The organism is Spiribacter sp. 1M189 (assembly GCF_040838345.1).
In the GTDB taxonomy this organism is placed as follows: Bacteria; Pseudomonadota; Gammaproteobacteria; order Nitrococcales; family Nitrococcaceae; genus Spiribacter; species Spiribacter insolitus.
In genome coordinates this window covers 860,205-878,794 of record NZ_JBAKFF010000001.1, presented here as the reverse complement: position 1 = coordinate 878,794, position 18,590 = coordinate 860,205, and the positions used below count along the sequence as shown (strand labels likewise).

The 18,590-nt window shown below is 61.2% G+C and carries 18 protein-coding genes; 5 read left to right on the top strand and 13 right to left on the bottom strand.

The window, feature by feature from the left end; all coding sequences use genetic code 11:
• Nucleotides 1-8: 8 nt before the first annotated feature.
• The 4 genes from V6X30_RS04405 to V6X30_RS04390 all read left to right on the top strand — a co-directional run bounded on the left by V6X30_RS04405 (nt 9) and on the right by V6X30_RS04390 (nt 5,353).
• Complete coding sequence (locus V6X30_RS04405; protein ID WP_367983431.1) at nt 9-1,307, top strand: sensor domain-containing diguanylate cyclase; 1,299 nt, start codon at nt 9-11, stop codon at nt 1,305-1,307.
• A gap of 242 nt (nt 1,308-1,549) precedes the next feature.
• Nucleotides 1,550-2,701 carry an EAL domain-containing protein gene (locus tag V6X30_RS04400; RefSeq protein WP_367983430.1) on the top strand — a complete coding sequence of 384 codons (1,152 nt, stop codon included), beginning with the start codon at nt 1,550-1,552 and terminating at the stop codon, nt 2,699-2,701.
• 4 nt (nt 2,702-2,705) lie between these two features.
• Nucleotides 2,706-3,815: a sensor histidine kinase gene (locus tag V6X30_RS04395; protein ID WP_367983429.1), complete on the top strand. Its 1,110-nt coding sequence runs from the start codon at nt 2,706-2,708 to the stop codon at nt 3,813-3,815.
• Nucleotides 3,812-5,353, top strand: coding sequence for an HD domain-containing phosphohydrolase (locus tag V6X30_RS04390; protein WP_367983428.1), 1,542 nt, complete (start codon nt 3,812-3,814; stop codon nt 5,351-5,353). The genes V6X30_RS04395 and V6X30_RS04390 overlap by 4 nt, the downstream gene beginning before the upstream one ends.
• Nucleotides 5,354-5,359: 6 nt before the next feature.
• Here the strand turns inward: V6X30_RS04390 and V6X30_RS04385 are convergent, their stop codons facing one another.
• Genes V6X30_RS04385 through V6X30_RS04325 form a run of 13 tightly spaced genes read right to left on the bottom strand, consistent with a single transcriptional unit; the run spans nt 5,360 to nt 17,257 of the window.
• Nucleotides 5,360-6,196, bottom strand: coding sequence for a prepilin peptidase (locus V6X30_RS04385; RefSeq protein WP_367983427.1), 837 nt, complete (start codon nt 6,194-6,196; stop codon nt 5,360-5,362).
• A 36-nt stretch (nt 6,197-6,232) separates the two neighbouring features.
• Complete coding sequence (locus V6X30_RS04380) at nt 6,233-7,225, bottom strand: hypothetical protein (RefSeq protein WP_367983426.1); 993 nt, start codon at nt 7,223-7,225, stop codon at nt 6,233-6,235.
• A gap of 50 nt (nt 7,226-7,275) precedes the next feature.
• Complete coding sequence (locus tag V6X30_RS04375) at nt 7,276-7,764, bottom strand: type II secretion system protein (RefSeq protein ID WP_367983425.1); 489 nt, start codon at nt 7,762-7,764, stop codon at nt 7,276-7,278.
• Nucleotides 7,765-7,776: 12 nt separating this feature from the next.
• The gene (locus V6X30_RS04370) at nt 7,777-8,307 is read right to left on the bottom strand and encodes a type II secretion system protein (RefSeq protein WP_367983424.1); all 531 of its coding nucleotides are present in this window, start codon (nt 8,305-8,307) and stop codon (nt 7,777-7,779) included.
• Entirely contained in the window at nt 8,279-8,719 is a 441-nt protein-coding gene (locus V6X30_RS04365) for a pilus assembly FimT family protein (protein WP_367983423.1), read from the bottom strand. The genes V6X30_RS04370 and V6X30_RS04365 overlap by 29 nt, the downstream gene beginning before the upstream one ends.
• Nucleotides 8,716-9,948: a type II secretion system F family protein gene (locus V6X30_RS04360; RefSeq protein ID WP_367983422.1), complete on the bottom strand. Its 1,233-nt coding sequence runs from the start codon at nt 9,946-9,948 to the stop codon at nt 8,716-8,718. Before V6X30_RS04360 ends, V6X30_RS04365 begins: the two co-directional genes overlap by 4 nt.
• 1 nt (nt 9,949) lies before the next feature.
• Nucleotides 9,950-11,674 carry a GspE/PulE family protein gene (locus tag V6X30_RS04355; protein ID WP_367983421.1) on the bottom strand — a complete coding sequence of 575 codons (1,725 nt, stop codon included), beginning with the start codon at nt 11,672-11,674 and terminating at the stop codon, nt 9,950-9,952.
• A gap of 6 nt (nt 11,675-11,680) precedes the next feature.
• On the bottom strand, nt 11,681-12,391 hold the full coding sequence (locus tag V6X30_RS04350; protein ID WP_367983420.1) for a tetratricopeptide repeat protein: 711 nt from the start codon (nt 12,389-12,391) through the stop codon (nt 11,681-11,683).
• Entirely contained in the window at nt 12,388-14,025 is a 1,638-nt protein-coding gene (gene mshL, locus V6X30_RS04345; protein ID WP_367983419.1) for a pilus (MSHA type) biogenesis protein MshL, read from the bottom strand. Before mshL ends, V6X30_RS04350 begins: the two co-directional genes overlap by 4 nt.
• Nucleotides 14,026-14,028: 3 nt before the next feature.
• Entirely contained in the window at nt 14,029-14,457 is a 429-nt protein-coding gene (locus tag V6X30_RS04340; RefSeq protein ID WP_367983418.1) for a hypothetical protein, read from the bottom strand.
• A complete protein-coding gene (locus V6X30_RS04335; protein WP_367983417.1) occupies nt 14,450-15,163 on the bottom strand; it encodes a hypothetical protein in 714 nt (237 codons plus the stop codon). The genes V6X30_RS04340 and V6X30_RS04335 overlap by 8 nt, the downstream gene beginning before the upstream one ends.
• Complete coding sequence (locus V6X30_RS04330; RefSeq protein WP_367983416.1) at nt 15,156-16,820, bottom strand: PilN domain-containing protein; 1,665 nt, start codon at nt 16,818-16,820, stop codon at nt 15,156-15,158. The genes V6X30_RS04335 and V6X30_RS04330 overlap by 8 nt, the downstream gene beginning before the upstream one ends.
• A gap of 14 nt (nt 16,821-16,834) precedes the next feature.
• Complete coding sequence (locus tag V6X30_RS04325) at nt 16,835-17,257, bottom strand: Tfp pilus assembly protein FimT/FimU (protein ID WP_367983415.1); 423 nt, start codon at nt 17,255-17,257, stop codon at nt 16,835-16,837.
• A gap of 294 nt (nt 17,258-17,551) precedes the next feature.
• On the opposite strand from V6X30_RS04325, the gene V6X30_RS04320 reads away from it, so the two are divergent.
• Entirely contained in the window at nt 17,552-18,577 is a 1,026-nt protein-coding gene (locus V6X30_RS04320) for a type IV pilus twitching motility protein PilT (protein WP_367983414.1), read from the top strand.
• Nucleotides 18,578-18,590 lie beyond the last annotated feature (13 nt).

Here is an 18,590-nt window from a genome sequence, read left to right as displayed (position 1 = left end):
TCATCATCATGGAATCACTATCCGACCAATCCGTGCTCGCCAGACTGGTTGAGCAGGTATACGACTCCGTGCTCGTGACTGAGACACAACTGGCCGCCCCCGGCCCCCGAATCGTCTACGCCAATCGCGCCTTCTGTCGGAAGACAGGCTATTCGCTTGAAGAGCTGATTGGTGAAACGCCGCGTATTCTGCAGGGGCCGGCGACCGACCGAACGGTTTTGCAGCGCCTGCGCCAGCAGTTACTGGCGGGCGAGGCCTTCGAGGGCTCAACGGTCAATTACCGCAAAAACGGTGAGCCCTATATCGTGCGTTGGAGCATCTCCCGCCTTGAGGATGCCGAGACCGGCCAGGATTTCTATGTCTCGGTCCAGCGCGAGATTACCCATGAGATAGAGCTCGAGCATGCGAATCGACGTATCCTCGAGAGCATCAGCGAGGGCATCGTCGGGATTGACCCCGCGGGCCGAGTCACGCTCATGAACCCGGCAGCAGAACGTATGCTGGAGATCGATCGGGGGCGACTGCTTTGCGAGAAGACCTGGGAGCAATGGCTCGATCCATTGCGGCGTGCCCGCATCGAGCGTCCCCTCGACGCCGTTATGATCGTCGAAGAGGTTGATCTCCTGGAGCGAATCCGCGGGGTCATGCGCACGGGCGTACCGCTTGCGGATCAACGGGTCACTGTCAGGCACTCGGACGGCAGCACGATTCACCTGGAGGTCTCGGCCAAGGCCATGTCGATCGGCCACGGCGAGTCGATGGGTGCCGTCATTATCCTGCGAGATCGCACCGAGCAGAGGGTTTTCGAGCGCGAACTCTGGCAGGCCGCTAACCACGATCCATTGACCGGTGCGCACAACCGACGGTTCGCCGATGACATCCTTGCACGTGAAATCCGCCGGGCTGACACCGGTCCGCACCCCCTGGCCCTGATCCTCTTCGATCTGGATCATTTCAAGGCGATCAACGACGAATTCGGTCATCATGTCGGCGACAAGGTGCTGAAATCGGTCGTGAAGAGTGTTCGATCTCGGCTGCGCGCATCAGATTATCTGGTGCGCTGGGGGGGCGAGGAATTCGCGCTGATCCTCCCGGACACCGATCGTCGTGGTGCGGTCTCGGTGGCCGAATCGCTGCGCCGGCAGGTCGAGCGGACACCCATCGGCCGCGATCTGGATCCGGTGCGTATCTCACTGGGTGTGAGTCAGTACCGGATGGGCGAGGGCCTGCGCGCCTGGTTCCGTCGGGTGGATGACGCCCTTTACCAGGCCAAGTCGAATGGCCGGAACCGGGTAGAAGCGGCATGAGCGTCACAGGTGGGTCGATGACCGCGGAGGGGTTATTGCGCTGATATTCCGACGGCGGAAAGGTGTTGCCAACGGGCACCGGCATCCCGATTGCCGAGCCGCCTTGAGTAGGCATTGCTCCTGGAGAGTCAAGGGCAGACTGAACGATGAACAGGGATTTCAGGTCTGAATATCCAATAAACGACTGAGAAATCCAAGGCGAACGAGTGGCAGCAAGACGAGAACATACCGCAGAGGGGCGAATGGACAATCGCGATTCCGGTGAAAAAGCCAGCCAGGATACCCACCGCGCGCTGGATGCCGCGTTACTGGCACAGGCCATTCGCTATCACATCGGTGACACACTGCCAGCGGCGACCTCCAACATCCCACTGGATATCTGTATCGAGGTGGCGGTCGGCCACGAGCGCGGCAAGAGCCTGACCATGAAGCAGCTCATCTACGAGTTGCCTTATTCCGAAGCAGGCATCCATTATCATCTGCACTGGCTTTGTGACGAAGGCTGGTTGCGGATTCAACAGGGGCAGGAAGACCGGCGGGTGCGAAATGTGCTGCCGGATGAGCGACTGATCGAAGCGCTGGACCGCTTCCAGACGGATGTTCTGGCCCTGATGGCCGACGCCGACGATACCGGCCCTCCGGTGACCGTCGGTTCCATGCGCGAGGCCATCGACCGCGGTCTGTTCTTCCTGGTCTACCAGCCGGTTTTCTCACCTGCGAGCGGCGATTTGATCGGGGCCGAGGCGTTGCTGCGCTGGCGCAGCGATGATGGCCATATTATTGCCCCTGAGGCGTTCGTCCCGTTGGCGCAGAAATTTGGGATGATCGGGGGAGTGACGCGCATGGTGCTGGAGCGGGTCTGTCTGGATGTTTCCCGACTGCAGTCCCTGGATGAGCGCTTCGGTCTGTCCATGAACCTGACCGCATCCGATTTGCGCAGCGACTGGCTGCTCAATGCGGTGGAGGAGGCCGCCAGGGATGGGCGACTGGTGCCAGGGCTCGTCACCTTCGAGCTCACCGAAGCCGAGGCCATGGAGCTCACCGACGAAGATATCGACGCCTGTGCGCGACTGCAGGCCTACGGGATTGGCTTTGCCATGGATGACTGGCGGATTGGCGAGCCGCATCCCACCACCCATCATCAACCCTTTTCGCGTCTGAAGCTGGATGTCTCCTGGGTCGAGAACCTGGTCGCGGACAGCGACAAGCGCGCACTGGTGGAGAGGAGCGTCCGCGAAGCGCATGCCGCCGAAATGGAGGTCTTCGCCGAGGGCGTCGAGGACCCGTGTACGTTGGAGGTATTGCGCGAGGCCGGCTGTGAGGCGGTCCAGGGTTATCTCTTCGGTCGCCCGCTACCGTTGGATGATTTCATCCGGTTTCACGGGCCAAAATAAAACAATGAGCGAAAAACCGGTGTCGCCGGGCATCTGGCATCTGGCCGTTCCGATCGAGGGCATCGACGACCGGGCCATTTTCATCATCAATTCGACGGGCCACATCGAATCGGCCAGCCACCCCGCGCGAGACCTGATGGATGATTCGGCAAGTCGTGTCACGACCCTGCATGCCATTTTTCCAGGTATTCCTGAAAAAATCTTTCGAGAACTTTCCCAACCGGCTGCATTGGATGTCACGCTGGATCATGATGGACTTCGGTTCTGGGCCCTGCAGTGCGGGGATGATCAGTTCTGGATCGAGTGCGAGGACATCGCCGGGGAGAAGGCCCTTGAAGATGAGCTCTCGAGGCTCAGACGACTCGTAAAGCAGATGGAGGAGCTCGCCCCGCTGGGCGACCTGGTGTCTCAAGTCTCTCATGAGCTCAACACGCCCCTCGGCGTCTGCATCACAAGCGCCTCGCACCTGAGCGACAAAATCGCAGGCCTCGAGACGAGTTTTGCGCGCGGCGAACTCACCCAACGCCAGATGCAGGCGTTCCTGCATGCGGCTGGCGAGGCAGCCCGGCTGGTCGACTCCAACCTGGCCCGAGCGGCGAAGATCATTAATGGGCTTCGAAGCTTTTCCAAGGACGCACGTCGGCACGAGCGGGAAAAGCTCTGGCTGCATGCTTATATCTTAGATATTATCGAGCAGCTAAAGCCGCTTCTAGAGAAGCGAAATGTCGACGTATTGGTGAATATACCGAAAGATATTGTCGTATTTGAAAGCCCGAGCGTACTCTCCCAAATCGTCTCGAATCTTGTCGTGAATTCCCTTCGTCACGGGTTTTCGCAGAGGGTGGATGCCCGTCCGGCAAGGATTGAGATCGAGGCCACGGCCAATATCGGAATGGTTGAAGTGCTGTACACGGACAACGGGACAGGCATACCACAGGGCATGGTCGAGACATTATTTGATCCCTTCGTCAGCGGCAGTGATGACCCGGCGTCGACAGGGCTAGGCATGTCGATCGTGCGCGAGCTGGTGGAAAACCGCCTGAATGGCACGATAAAACTCGAACAGCCGGCGGTCGGTGCCCGGTTCGTATTCACCATGAGGCGACACGGATGAGCGATGATCGGCTGAGCTTTGCGCCGGAGACCGAGACACGGGGCGAGGTCGTCTCGAAGCCATGGAAAGTCCTCGTCGCGGATGACGATGAGGAAGTTCACGTCATGAGCAAGCTGGCCCTGGACGACTATGTCTATCTGGGGCAGCCAATCGAGTTTCTCGACAGCTACGACGTTGCCCAGACCCTCTCGCTCCTGCGAGCGCATCCGGATGTGGCCCTGGTGCTGCTGGATGTGGTGATGGATCAGGCCGACGCGGGCCTCAGGATCGTCGAGTTCATCCGCGAGACGCTGGGCGAGAAAAGCACGCGCATCATACTGCGGACCGGCGAGCCGGGCTCCGCGCCGGAGAAAGAGGTCATCCGGCGGTACGACATCAACGATTACAAAGAGAAGACGGAGCTGACCGCGACCAAGCTCTACACGGCCGTCCACACGTCGATCAAGAGTTACTGCGACAGCCGGACCATTCGTGCGAGTCGAGAGGGCTTCAACCAAATCATCAGCGAAGCAGCCGACCTCTACCGGCTGGAGAGCCAGCGGACGTTCGTACAGACCGCCATCACCCAGTTCTCGAATCTCATGCAGTCCAATCCGGATGTGGTCCTCCTGAAATCCGAAGGGGACATCGACGCCGCTGCATTCTTCATGGACGGAGTAGGGAGCAACGTTCGGTCGATTGCCGGTACCGGCCGTTTCGAACTCCTCCCGGAGCTGCATGCCGAGAGCGTTCTCGGATCAGATCACATGCAGACAGTGATGACGGCGTTCAGTCAGAAACGATCGGTGCTCGAGGATAACGCGCTCGCCTGTGCCTTCTCGTCGGACAGTCTCGGCACCTTTGTGCTGCTCTTCGACGGTGTGGGACTGCTGGACAGCTTTGACCACTCCTTGATCAACGTCTTCCTCAGTCACATCTGTCGGGCGATGGAGAACAACAGCCTCCATCAGGAGATACTGGATACCCAGTTCGAGGTGATTCACAGGCTCGGCGAGGTGGTGGAGTTCCGCTCCTCGGAGACATCGGCGCATGTCGAGCGGGTCGCGCACATCACGCGTTTGATCGCGCAGTCACTCGGTTATCCGAGCTCGGAAATCGATGACCTCGCCCTGGCATCGGTGCTCCATGACCTCGGTAAGATCGCCATCCCGGATCAGATCCTGAACAAGCCGGGCCGCCTCACCGCAGAGGAGTTCGAAGAAGTGATGGAACACACCAGGATCGGTCACTCCATCCTCGAGCATTCCAGCCGACGGGTCCTCAAACTGGCGGCGACGATCGCCCTCGATCATCACGAGAAGTGGGATGGCTCGGGTTATCCCCGTGGCAAACGAGGAACAGAGATCGCTGATGAGGCGCGCATCGTCGCGATTGCTGACGTCTATGATGCCCTGCGTTCAGAGCGGGCCTACAAGCGGGCATGGGACCGCGAGGAAACCCGGGAGCAGCTTATTGGCGATGCGGGCCGCCATTTCGATCCAATGATGATCGAGCACTTCAGGAAAGTTGAGCCGCAGATCGCCGTGCTTTACGGCTGATCCGTGTCACCCCGCCCAAGGCGGTAGCCAGACCGCAATAGAAGGCGGCGCCATAATGGCGATCCAGCCGCCGAGGGCGAGATAGGGGCCGAATGGCATCTCCCGGCGGCTGCTGAATCCCTGGCGGGGGATCTGGGCCACAGCGATCAGCAGCGCACAGATCGGGGCGATCAGACTGGTGGCCAAGAGCGTTTCGACGCCACCCCAGGCCCCGATCATGGCAAAGAGCTTGAAGTCCCCATACCCCAGCCCGTCATGTCCTCGCAGCCAGACGTAGCCCGTGTTGATCAGCCAGAGCGATGCATAGCCTACCGCGGCGCCAATGATCGCCATGGTGGGGCTGATAAAGCCAGTGGACACGCTGAATAACAGCCCTAACCATAGCCCGCTGAGGGTGAGCGCATCCGGGAGCAGGCGGGTCTCGAGGTCAATCACCGCCATGGCGATGAGCCACCAGCTCAAAAGCAGCATGGGCAGCAGGAGCGTCAGGTCGCCGATGCCGAAGCGCAGTACGACAACCGCCGTGATGATGGCGGTGAAGAGCTCGGTGACCGGATAGCGTAGCGGAATCGGCTCGCTGCAGTCGCGGCAGCGCCCCCGCAGCATCAGCCAACTTATGATGGGGATGTTGTCCCGGATGCGGATCGGGTGTTTGCAGGCCGGGCAGTGTGAACCCGGCCAGGCGATGCCCGGCGGGGGAGGGGAGCCTGGCTCGCCCTCAGCGCGGTCCGTCTGTCGGGCGGCGTAGTCGATCTGCGCCGGGACGCGTGAGATGACGACGTTGAGGAAGCTGCCTAGAAGCGCGCCGAGAATAATAGCGAAGTAAGGCGCTACTCCAAGCAATGGGCACTATCCAACCGCGTTAGGAAAGATCAAGTATTACGCCGACGAGGTGGACGAGGAAGAACTGCTGCTGGACCCCTCTGCTTCACCGGCTCCGTCACCACCTCCGGTCGAGCCGTCGCCATCTCCAGCGTCCAGGTCAGATCCACTCGCTACAACCGGATTAGTGAAGGCCCAGGTAATGCTCTGACCACCAACATCCACCGTTCCATCGATTGCATCGGCTAGGGTATACCCACCGTCACCAGGAAGGTCTATCGAGTCTGGGTTGTTCGCTAACGAGATCTTGTTTTCATTGCCGTCAAGTTCCCCTCCTACGTATAGTTCTTTTTCGAACGTAGAGTGTTTTCCGCTTGATACAGTCCCGCATGTCGTATCCCCTCCAGCGCCACCATACGGCTTCAGTGGCATCGGTGCGAAAGCGCCCGTTACAGCAACGGGGCCTCTAAAACACAAGCTTTTTTTGCCTTCGTTCCAGTCTCTGAATACGAGTGTTCCTTTGACGACAACGGGTCCCTCGAAGGTTACGTCCACGTTCTTTCCGACCTTGAATACGACCTCCCGACCTGGAACATCGAATCGAATCGGACCCTTTACGGTTGTATCCGAGCCCCACTCACAAATGATGCCCCCATCTTGGCCACAAGCCTGCGGCATACTTCCCCAACTTTCACTGCCCGAGGAACCACCATCCTCCGTGTTCCCCCCGGTGCCGACCCAGAATTCGTACCCAAACTTTGCCGGGCCTGAGCTGTAGTAGCCCTCCACATCGCTTCCGTCGTCAACAACTTGCGACTTGTCCTGCTCGTACATCGTGTTCGTGACTTCGAAGCTCACTGTTTGCCTGTCCCGGCCGGCCCCCATGTTCGTACGAGCGGCGTCAGCGATACTGATACCCTGCATCTGCCGGAGCTGTTCGTTCTCCTTGACGGTGTTGTTCTGTATCGCCGCCATCGTGCCTGCGGCGACAGTACCGACGCCCGCTATAACAACAAGGCCCGATATGATCGCTATACCGTCCTGCTTCACCTGCGTGGATCGACTCGGGTTGGTTGACACGATTAACCTCGGGTTATTTGTCACTGGGGGCCAGCATCACGTTTAAAGGCTCGGACGGCGAATAGTTCGCCATCAACCCGGAAGGCTAAACGATAGAGCCTTAGACCGTCATCCACAATGTCACATAGTTTTTCACCGCCCGCATCTGGATTGTCCACGTTTTCCACGAGTATCTTTTCGCTCACCAGTATCTGACCCGCCGTGAAAGTGTACTGCGTGGCGGCGGCATCCGGGCCACTGTCACCCCGTATCCAGAGCTCCGTTGCATTGCAGCGGTCAATACCATCGGTCTCGCTAAGGCGTATTTGCGTTGCCATGCGTGCAAGCGCGTAGTCGTTATCCGACTGCTCGGAGGCAGCCATACTGATTGAATCTCGGGACTGGATGAGTGTTATGAGTGGTGTGCTCGCAACGGCTGCAACGATACCGAGGATGATCAGTGTTACCACGATTTCCAGCAGCGTGAAGCCGTAATGACTTCGCATTGCCCGGTTTCTCATATCGCTCATCGCGATGAACCCTCAATCATTGGGGACCAGGAGCTCAAGATTGCTCCCGTCAGTTACGGGGATTTTAAACCATGTGGAAGGACCGTCGACGTTGATCTGTTGACATTCCAGCGAGCTGGGGAAATTGTCATTACGACACGCGTTTACGAGGAGTGTTCGTCGACCGGAGTTATCAGGTAACCAGTCGCTGGCGATGCTGTTAATGTTCAGTTCGCTCCATACCTCTGCATTACATCCTGCGTATGGGGTGTCATTGTTATCAGGCTGGTTCCACCGCCATGCATTGTTTTCATGCAGTGACAGCAGCGTCTCATAACAGGATTCAGCCGTGCGGATACTCGCGGCATAATTTGTATTGGTTTTAATTGCATCAAAACTGAAGACGACCATTGAGGTAATGGTAGCCATTGCGATACCGATGATGACGAGCGCGATGATGAGTTCAATCAGGGTTACGCCGTCCTGATGCCGGCCACGAAACTGACGGCTGCAGTGAAGATTATTTGACTCTTTGTCAGCAATCAATCTCGTTAATCTTCCCATTTGCAGAGATCAGTTGCAGGCAGCGCTCTGTGGAATCTATCGATATTTTGATTTTTATATTGTTGCCTGAAAGGCATCCGGCACAACCCGAGCAGGAGACAGAGTTGGCATCCACCTCACCGATAGGATGGAGAAAGGGTACCTCTTCAGGACAGACGGAAGCATCCGATGCAAAAGCGTCGATCAGTGCAATAAAGGGTTGCTCACTGTTCCCATCCATCTCTGGTAACCGATATAAGGCTTCGGCTCGCGCTCTGCGGAGCTCTGTCTTTACTCGATCTTCTGCACGGAGCACTTCTGAGATTCGATTTCCACCGATACCACTGACGTTGAACGCGACGCCCGCCAGGATCCCAAGCACGGCGATCGTTATGACGATCTCCATCAATGTGAACCCGCCCTGCGGCCTCATCCGAACGCAGAGCTCATCTGCCAGACGGGCATGAAGATGCCCACCGCGAGGACGAGCACGAGTAACCCGATGAAGCCCACCATGATCGGCTCGATGTAGGAGGGCAGTCGTTTCAGATCGGCTTCGACCTCGCTTTCGTAGAACGCGGCAACCTGATCCATCAGGTCGGCAAGCTGGCCGGTCTCTTCACCGACGGCGAGCATCTGCAGCACCATGGGCGTGAAAAGCCCGCTTTGCTTGCAGACGCTGTGCAGGCTCTCGCCACGCTCGATACCCGCGCGCAGCCCCTTGATGCCTTTGCTCACAAACCGGTTATCGGTGGCTTCAGCCACCGAATCGATGGCGGTGAGCAGCGGGACGCCGGCGCGCAGGGCCATGGCAAAAGTCCGCCCGAAACGCGCCAGTAGGGCACGCCGCAGGACCGGGCCTGCGATGGGGAGGCGCAATTTGAACTGATCCCACTGCAGCCGGCCGGCGTCGGTGCGCAGGTAGGAGCGCAGGAAGAATCCGCCCGCCACGGCCATCACCAACAGGGCAATGCCGTTTTGCTGCATGAAATTCGACATGCCGAGCAGGATGCGTGTCGCGAAGGGCAGTTCGGTATTCAGGCTCTCGAAGAGCTGCGCAAAGGTGGGGATGACGAATAGATTGACGACCAGGAAGGCCCCGACAATCGCAATCAGGACGAAAATCGGGTAGCGCAGGGCGGATTTGATCCGCTCGCGGGTGAGGCGCTCCTGTTCGAGGTTATCCGCCATGCGTGCCAGTGCCGTCTCGAGCTGACCGGACTGTTCCCCGACGCGCACCATGTGGATGAACAGCGGCGGGAATACCGAGCGGTGCTGATTCATGCTCTCCGCCAGGGCACTACCACTTTCAAGGTTAATGGCGATATCCAGCAACGACTTTTTCAGCCGGTCATTCTGGGCATTATCCGCCAGACCGCGCAGGGCGCGGATCACCGGGACGCCGGCATGCAGCAGTGAACGGAAATGCCGGGCGAAGATGATGAGGTCGGTGAGTGGCACGGGGCGGCCGAAATAGCGCGCGAGCAACTCGCCGACATCCGTGCTGGCACCAACCTTTTCATCGTTTTCTGGTTCCAGCGCCAGCGGTGTCGCCCCGAGGTTCATGACATAGTTCGCCGCACCGCGCTGGTCGTCGGCATCGACCTCGCCCCGAATGAGCTGGCCTTCCGCGGTTCTCGCCCGGTAGCGGAAGCGGGGCACGTCAGTTCTCCTCCGCGGACACTTCGCCAAATACCCGGATCACTTCCATGACGTTGGTGGTACCGCGCCGGATGAATTCGAGCGCCATGTCCTGAATGGGCCGGTAGGCCGGTGACTGGTGGGCGAGCCGGGAAAACTCACTGATATTGCTCCGCCGAAGCGCATCCCGCATGCCATCATCCACTTCCACCAGCTCGAAGAGCCCGACGCGGCCGCTGTAGCCGCTATGCTCACAGAACGGGCAGCCCTCTCCCTCGTGGATCAGCAAAGAGGCCGGATCCGCCTGCCCGGCGCGCTTCAGCCAGGCGATCTCATCATCGTTCGCCGGCCGTGGCTCGCTGCACTGCGGGCACACCCGCCGCAGCAGGCGCTGGGCGACGACGCCGCGCAGCGCCGCAGCGAGCATGAATGGCTGCACGCCCATGTCCAGCAGCCGATTGGCCGAGGAGACCGCGTCGTTGGTATGCAGCGTCGAGAGCACGCGATGGCCGGTGATGGCCGCGCGCAGGGCGATCTCGGCGGTCTCCGAATCGCGGATCTCACCGACCATGACGATGTCCGGGTCCTGTCGCAGGGCTGTGCGCAACACGCGGGCGAAATCCAGTCCGATCTGCTCGTGCACCTGGACCTGAGTGACGCGGGAGAGGGCGTATTCCACCGGGTCCTCGACGGTGATGATCTTCACCTCCGGTGAATTCATCTCGCTGAGCGCGCCGTAGAGCGTGGTGGATTTACCCGAGCCGGTCGGGCCGGTCACGAGGATCAGTCCGTTCGGGATGCCGATTAGCCGCCTGAAGCGGGTGAGCATCTCGTCGTTCATGCCGGTCTGGTCCAGTGAGGTGACCACTGCATTCTGGTCGAGCAGCCGCAGCACCACGCTCTCGCCGTGCTGCTGGGGCAGGGTGGCGAGGCGGACATCGACACTCCGGCCCTGGATACGGGTGTGGAAACGCCCATCCTGCGGCAGCCGGCGCTCGGTGATGTTGAGTCCGGCCATGAGTTTGAGCAGCGAGATCAGGGCGTTCTGGATATTACCCTGGCGCACCAGACGCTCATGCAGGATGCCATCCTTGCGCGAGCGGATGCGCAGCAGTTTCTGATCCGGTTCGATATGGATATCGGATATACCACGCTGGATGGCGTCGTCCATCAGCGATTTCAGCAGCCGCACCGCCGGCGAGCTTGCCCGTCCCGCGCCCACCGTGAGGTTGGTGAGATCGATCTCGTCCGTGCCCTCGAGCTCTTCGCTGATCTCGTCGGCAATGCTCTCCAGCTCGTCGGAGCGGCCGTAGACGAGATTGATGACATCAATGATCTCCTGCCGCCCGGCAAGGCGGAATTCCACCGGCTTGGGCAGGATGCGCTCGATCTCGTCGAGCGCCATGACATCCCCCGGGTCGTCGGTGGCGACGAGAAAGTCATCGCTGCGCTCCTCAAGGATGACCGCGCCAAAGCGACGGGCGGCTTCCTCGGGCAACTGGCTGGCGGTCTCCTGATCCACCCAGTACTGGTTGGGATCCGCCGCCTGGATGCCGTAGTGCTCGGCAAGAATCTCGTTAAGCCGTCGCTCGGTGATGCGGCCGGTCTGTACCAGCGCCTCGCCCAGGGCGAGGCCGGAGCGCTTCTGCTCATCCAGCGCGAGCTTGAGGTCCTGCTCATCAATGAGCCCGCGCTCGATGAGCTGATCACCGAGGCGCTGCGGGCGAGTGGGTCGCGCGACGGCCATCTCCCGTCAGTCTCCGTAGGGTACCTGGGCATCGCGTAGCGCCGCGATGCGCGCCTCGGCGTAGCGCCGGACTGATGGGTCGATCTCGTCGTGAGCGATCAGCGCCGACCAGGCAAAGGCGGCATCCGTCGTCACGCCGGCATAATCCAGCGCCAGGGCCTCACCCAGAATCCAGCGCGGTGCGGCCGGCTCCACGGTACGCAACTCGGCGTAGAGGCTGGCAGCCTGGCTATAGTTCCCGGTTGCCTGGTATAGGGTCGCCAGGTTCGCCCGCAGGGTGGTCTCCTCCGCGTCCGTATCCGGTCGTATCGACTCCAGTGCGCGGATGGCCAGATCAAGATCGCCATTCTCCCGGGCCACCCGGGCCAGCATGCGGGCCGTGGCCCCGTCACGTGGCGACAGTTCCAGACCCAGTGCCAACACGGCCTGGGCCCGATCCGGTCGACCGGCGGCCATGAGGATGCGCGCATAGTCCCGCCGTGCGGGCTGCAGGCGATCATCCAGCGATAACGCCTCCCGGAAATGCCTCGCGCCCGTGGCCAGATCACCCGTTTCCATGGCCCGCTTGCCCTCATGGTAGAGCGTCAGGGCACGCTCATCCGAAGCGGTTTCAGACGGTGCACGCTCGAGATTCTCGGATTGCGCGAGGGCGACCGGGCTCATGCCCAACAGCAATGCCGTGATGGTAAGTGCCGGAATTGACCAGTGAATGCTCATAGCATCTGCTCCAACTGGGTATCGATCGCCCTCCGCCACGTGTCTTCCTCCACCACCGTCGGCCGCAGCAGGATGACCAGTTCGATCTTCTCGGATACCTGGCGCTGGCGGCTGAAGAGCAGGTTCACCGGCGGGATCTGGCCGAGACCGGGAACCGCGGCATCAATGGTCTCCTCGCGCTGCTCCATGAGGCCGCCGATGACGATGAGGTCGCCGTTGCGGGCCCGGACGATGGAGTCGGACTGACGCACATCGCTGCTGGCAAGCCGGAACTCGATGGTCTCACCGCCGGCAATCTGCACCGAGCGCGGGATTTCGGTGACGTTGGAGACCGACGGCTGGACATGAAGTGTGACAAAGCCATCCGCATTGATGTTCGGCGTCACATCCAAGGAAATGCCCGAGAAGAACGAGCGGAACTCGGGATCCACATCGGTCTGGGTATTGCCATCGGAGATGGTCGTATCCAACTGCACGCCGGTCTGGAAAAAGCTGTCGGTGCCCACCTTGATGAGCGCTTTCTGATTGTTGAGCGTGGACACCCGCGGGGAGGACAGCACCATGACATCGCCCTGTTCCTGGAGCGCGTCGATGGTGGCGTTGAACGAGCCGTTGCGCACGATACCGAGCTCGAAGAGACCGGACCCGCTCTGGAAACCGCTCGGCGTCAGGTCGACGGTGGTCTCGCGGCCCGACGTGTTGCCCACCAGATCCCAGTCGATGCCGGCCTCGAACTCATCGCTGAGCGTGATCTCGACGATCCGGGCTTCAAGGATAACCTGACGGTTCAGTGTGGCCTGCAGCCCCGACATAAACCGCTCGACCTGATCAAGCACCTCCGGGCTCGCCCGCACCACCACCGCGCCGGCCTCCGGGCTGATCACCACCCGGGCGGCATCGCCTTCGTCCGGACCTTCCATTTCAGGATCGGGTGAGGCGTTCTGCGTCTCGGGTCCGTCGTCGCGGTTGCCGGCGATGATCTCCTCGATGGCCGTCTCGATATCTGACCAGATCCGCGAACTCGATCGCGTGATCAATGAACTGCCGTTGACCTCGCCGGAGTCATTCGCGTCATCTTCCTCCTCGGAAGAAGTGATCTCGCCGCCCGTGATGCTTGTCCCGGAGACGCCCTCGCGTTGGACATTGATGTAATCAAGCCGAAAGACCCGCGTCTCCAGGGCGGAGGGGAGGACGAGGTAGGATCCGTCCGTGCGCTGGTAGTGATAGCCATATCCCTCGCTGAGGATATCCATCACCTCCGGCACCGAGACATCATTCAGGCGTAATGAGACCGTACCGGCCACCTCGGGATGAACGACCACGTTATACGGCGTGTCTTCCACAAGCCCATGATAGAACTCGGCGACCGCAACCCGGTCTGCCGTGATGTCGAAGCGGGGCTCCTGCACGGGGGCCGGTGCGTCAGTCTCAAGCGGCGGCGGGGTGAGCATCTCACGGGCCGCCTCCGGCAGGGGCGGAACATCCTCATCCGTCGCAGTGGCGGCCTGACTGCCGCCGGTCATCATCTCGCCGATCGCGGCGTTTCGCTCGCCAGGGGACATACCGCCGGTGGCCGCACAGCCGGCCAGTGTGAGCGCCATCGCCACCAGCAGTAAGATTCGGGTTGGTCGCATTCCTTAGTTATCCTCTGCCCGTTCGCCGGGGCGATGCTTGATGACGTCGTGTTTCACCACCGGTTCGTTGCGCTTACCATCGTCGGTGGCGATGACCAGCCCCCCTTCGTTTACCCGCATCACTTCACCCACCTCCACCGTGTCACCCGCGCTGATGATCTCCCTGCCCACTACAGCGCGCGTCCGCCATTCGCCGGCAATGGGTTCGCTCACGACCAAAGACGGCCCTGCCGGCAGTTGCGGGGTCGCCTCTGGCGCACCTGCCGGTTCGTCGGTGGCCGCGGCGTTGCGCGGCGTATCCTCCGGCCGTGCTTCATTCAACGCCCGCAGGATCGCCGGGGGTGCCGTCGGATCGATCAGCCCCTGGCCGATGACCACGGGCGATACGGTGAGCAGGGCAATCAGCCCCGCTGCCGGTAGAAGCCTAATCAAGATCGGCGGGTGCATAGAGATCAAACCTCACGGTGATCCGGGCCTCGGGATACTCGGTCACCTCGTAATCGAGAGAGCGCCAGACAAGCTGGATATCGTCCATTTCCAGGGAATCCAGGAACGCCACTGTCTGCTGATAGCCGCCTTCAAACACCATCTGGAACTCACGATGTCGTATGTCGAGATCATCCACGGCACTCTCACCCGTGGTGGTGATGCCAGTGCCCGGGCGGCGCTCGAAACTGATGAGCCTCGGTGCATCCGGTGCCTCGATGCGATCCTGGACCGTCGCCATGGCCGTGCGCATCGGCACGGTGGCGATGAAGTCGAGCCCCCTTTTGACGAGCGCCTGATTGAGTTCCTCCACCTCATCCTGCAATGCCGCGATCTCCTCGCGCACGGGCTGATCCGGGTCTTCGGCCATTTGCCGGCGTTGCTCGAGCCGCTCGATGCTGGCGCGGAGTTGGTCACGCTGAGTCTCCACGCTCGTCAGCCGGGCATTCACACCCGAGAGTTCGGTGGCAGCCGGCGAGAAGAATGATTGCTGCCAGAAGGTGGCGATTATCAGGAACACGGCACCGAAAAGCAGCACGCGCTCGCGCGCTGTCCGCCCCATCAACCAGGCGCTGGTTGACGCGGCCAACCGCCGAATCGGGCGGGCGTAGCGGGCCCAGAGAACCGGCACCTGTCGAAGGCGTTCATTCATTGCTGTTTCTAAGGCCTTGCAACAGGGCCTGTAAACCGGTGGCCTCCTGCGTTGATCGGTTGTTATCCGTCTTACGAGGGGCAGCCACAGCCAGCAGGCCATCGCCGCGAATGGTGAAAGCCCTGGCAGTGATGTCGTTGCCCTGCGCGACGGGTTCGCCGATATCAATGGATTCCGGCGACCAGTCCGAGAAGGCGGGCTGCGACTCGAGCCGATCCGCCAATGTCTCGGCCTCAAACGGGCTCAACGCATGCCCGCGGAGCGTCACATCATCCGCGTCGATGGCAATCTCATGCAACCAGAGGCCGTCCACGGGGGTCTGGGCAAGGGCCTGCAGTGGCCCGGAGAATCCTTCCTTCAGGGAGGTGTCCACGCCTTCGAAGTCGTCAAGGATCGTGACGTAGAAGGCCCGCCGGCGCTCTATCCGGTCACGCTCGGCAATGAGTTCCGGCGAAGGTTCGACATTCTCGATGCCCTCCGTCTCAGCCTGCAGCGAGGCGACCTGTTCCTGCAACGCATCGCGCTCACGCTGCGCCGCGTCCAGTTGCTGCTGTCCGCTGTTAAGCAGCAATGACTGAATACCAGTGATAACGACAAGCCCCGCGGTCGCCGCCGCCAGCCCCGCCGTGAGCACGGCAGGGGAGGTAGCCGAACGCGTCTTGGGCGGCCGGCGATAGAGGGAGGCGTTCTCTGGCAGGGACACGTCCAGCGTCCCAGCAACGGCCAGCATGCCCTGAGGCGTCGCCGCCGTGGCGGCGGTCGACTCGTCCGCCGGTTCGATGTCCGGTGGCAGGCTCAACACCCGGCACTCAATCCCAAGCGCCTCGGTCAGCGCCTGACGGACCTCATCCATCCCATGGAATGCGGGCCCGATGCAGGCGTCGGTGAGAGCGACCGTTGACAGGCGCTTATTGAAATTCTCCGCCGTGCGAAGACACTCGTTGACCAGAAGCTCCTGCTGACTGGTGGTGAGTCCCGCCTCGGATGCAACCTCCATCTGGAGCGTTCGCGACAGATAGAGGTTATTGTCCCGAGCGATCGCAATGCCGGTGCTGCGCGGCCCGACAAACACCGATAGCACCGGCGGTTCCGGATCGTCCCGGCCCGTGGCCGCTGCCTCGTGCGAGACGCCGCGTCGTGCCAGCGTGATCAGCGCCGTTTCCCGCGGGAATACGGCCCGCAAATCCAGCCCGGCGCCAAGAACGGCATCGGTAATCCGGTCAAGGGTGCTGCGTGGCATTACCGTGGCCCGGACGAGGGGTGCCCCGTCGGTGCCACCGGCGCGGTCGTTACTCAGCCGGATCCCGGTGGCGACGATCTCATCAGCGCTCATTACACCGGGCGGGGTCACCCGCCACTGAAGGGCATCGCGCAGCTCCGCGTCACTGATCCCCGGCAGGTCGACATACTGGGTGTCGTAGTCGCCACGACTGAGGGTGACGTAGGCTGGCGTTCCCCGCAGACCATGCTCAGCGACCAGATCAGCCAGAACCGCCGCCGCATCCTCCCGACCGCATGGCCGGTTGACGCAGAGCTCCACCCGCGCCCCGTCCTCCGACAGCACCGAAAGTGCCACCGAGGACTGGGCGAAGTGGATACCACTCTGGTCTTGGTGCAGAGTGCGCTTTTCACGAAAGAGGTTGAAGTCTCCCGCCATCCGGCTAAATAGCCCTAAGTACTGGTGTCATTGTAGACGTAGCATGTCGCCGTGGAGATTACGCCGGAATTGTCGTATGGGACGGTGATTTCAACTGACGGGTCATCGTTGTCGTCGGTTTCTGAAACTGTGTAACTTGACCCATTTGAGGAAAGACCCGCGGCTGTGGAGCATGCATTTGCAATGGAATCCCACCCACTAGAGCCATCGGTGACAAAAGCTGTTGCAAATGCTTCCGTTGCCTCACTCGAAATATTGATGGCAGTGCTTTGCAATTCCGCCTCTGCCTGCAGTCCGGTGAGCTGCGGAATCGCGAGTGCCGCCAGAACACCGAGCACAGCCAGCACGATCACCAGCTCGATGAGGGTGAACCCCCGCTCCTTGCGCTCGGCAATGAGTTGGCGGGCGTTGGTGTTTCTAAGATTCCTGATTTTCACGTTCCTGTACTCCATCGTTCGTTGGGTTGGCAGTCCATGTCGGTCCCGGCTGACAAGGGCACACATCCCCGATGACTCGTCTGTTCGAGCCCCAGTTCCCTCGCCGGCTTGCCACCTGCGTCCGTGGACGTTGTCGTTCGCGGAAATTGAGGTTAGCACTCGGTATGGAATTTCAGACCGTTTCACTGATACCAAAAGGACCGGAAGTTCAGGGATTGTTAGCGTGGCGTCCGCGGCTGCTGTTACGCCTGGATGATAGGCTCCGGCCGTGCTATCAAGCCCACGGGAGCTTCAATGGATCTTCAAGCCCTCATCATCAAGGCAGCCCAAATGGGGGCCTCCGACCTCCATGTCGCCGCGGGTGTGCCGCCGCTGGTCCGGCTCGATGGCGATCTGCAGACCCTCGATCAGGGTGCGATCGCCGCCGAGGACCTGGAGCCGGCCATCCTCGATCTCATGGACGAGCCGCAGCGGGCGGATTACCGCGATCACCGCGAGGTGGACTTCGCCCTGCAGGTCACCGGCGCGGGGCGTTTTCGCGTCAATGTCTACGAGCAGCTCAACGGCTCCGGCATCGTTCTCCGGGCCATCCCCAGCGAGATTCCGCAGCTCCAGTCGCTGGGCACGCCGCCGGTGGTCCAGCAGATCGCCGACCGCGCCCGCGGCCTCGTATTGGTGACCGGCCCTACGGGCTCGGGTAAATCCACCACCCTGGCCGCCATGGTGGATCACCGCAATCGCCAGTACCCCGAGCATATCCTCACCATCGAAGACCCGGTGGAGTTCGTCCATAGCTGCAACCGCGCGCTCATCACCCAGCGCGAGGTGGGGCACCACACCCACGATGTCCAGCATGCCCTGCGTGCCGCCCTGCGCGAGGACCCCGATGTCATCCTGGTGGGTGAGCTGCGTGACCCGGATACCATCCGTCTGGCGCTGACCGCCGCCGAGACCGGGCATCTGGTCTTCGGCACGCTGCATACCCGCACCGCGGCGAGCAGTGTGGACCGGATCATCAACACGTTCCCGGGGGACGAGCAGGCGCAGGTCCGGGCGATGCTCGCCGAGTCGCTGCTCGCGGTGATCTCGCAGAGCCTGTTAAAGCGCCAGGGCGGCGGCCGGGTGGCGGCCTTCGAGATCATGGTGGCCGTCCCCGCCATCCGTAATCTCATCCGTGAGAGCAACCTCGCGCAGATCCCCAACGCCCTGCAGACCGGCCAGGCCATGGGCATGCAGACCATGGGTCAGTCCGTTCAGCGGCTCCAGCAGCAGGGCTTGATCTCGCCGGAGACCGCGCGGGTCATTCTGGGCGACGACTGACCGCCGCCGGTTT

What these genes read in the sequence shown, in the direction of transcription:
- V6X30_RS04405 (WP_367983431.1), top strand. Translation starts at nt 9, where the DNA reads ATGGAATCACTATCCGACCAATCCGTGCTCGCCAGACTGGTTGAGCAG.
- V6X30_RS04400 (WP_367983430.1), top strand. Translation starts at nt 1,550, where the DNA reads ATGGACAATCGCGATTCCGGTGAAAAAGCCAGCCAGGATACCCACCGC.
- V6X30_RS04395 (WP_367983429.1), top strand. Translation starts at nt 2,706, where the DNA reads ATGAGCGAAAAACCGGTGTCGCCGGGCATCTGGCATCTGGCCGTTCCG.
- V6X30_RS04390 (WP_367983428.1), top strand. Translation starts at nt 3,812, where the DNA reads ATGAGCGATGATCGGCTGAGCTTTGCGCCGGAGACCGAGACACGGGGC.
- V6X30_RS04375 (WP_367983425.1), bottom strand. Translation starts at nt 7,764, where the DNA reads ATGAGCGATATGAGAAACCGGGCAATGCGAAGTCATTACGGCTTCACG.
- V6X30_RS04370 (WP_367983424.1), bottom strand. Translation starts at nt 8,307, where the DNA reads ATGGGAAGATTAACGAGATTGATTGCTGACAAAGAGTCAAATAATCTT.
- V6X30_RS04365 (WP_367983423.1), bottom strand. Translation starts at nt 8,719, where the DNA reads ATGAGGCCGCAGGGCGGGTTCACATTGATGGAGATCGTCATAACGATC.
- V6X30_RS04355 (WP_367983421.1), bottom strand. Translation starts at nt 11,674, where the DNA reads ATGGCCGTCGCGCGACCCACTCGCCCGCAGCGCCTCGGTGATCAGCTC.
- V6X30_RS04350 (WP_367983420.1), bottom strand. Translation starts at nt 12,391, where the DNA reads ATGAGCATTCACTGGTCAATTCCGGCACTTACCATCACGGCATTGCTG.
- mshL (WP_367983419.1), bottom strand. Translation starts at nt 14,025, where the DNA reads ATGCGACCAACCCGAATCTTACTGCTGGTGGCGATGGCGCTCACACTG.
- V6X30_RS04335 (WP_367983417.1), bottom strand. Translation starts at nt 15,163, where the DNA reads ATGAATGAACGCCTTCGACAGGTGCCGGTTCTCTGGGCCCGCTACGCC.
- V6X30_RS04330 (WP_367983416.1), bottom strand. Translation starts at nt 16,820, where the DNA reads ATGGCGGGAGACTTCAACCTCTTTCGTGAAAAGCGCACTCTGCACCAA.
- V6X30_RS04320 (WP_367983414.1), top strand. Translation starts at nt 17,552, where the DNA reads ATGGATCTTCAAGCCCTCATCATCAAGGCAGCCCAAATGGGGGCCTCC.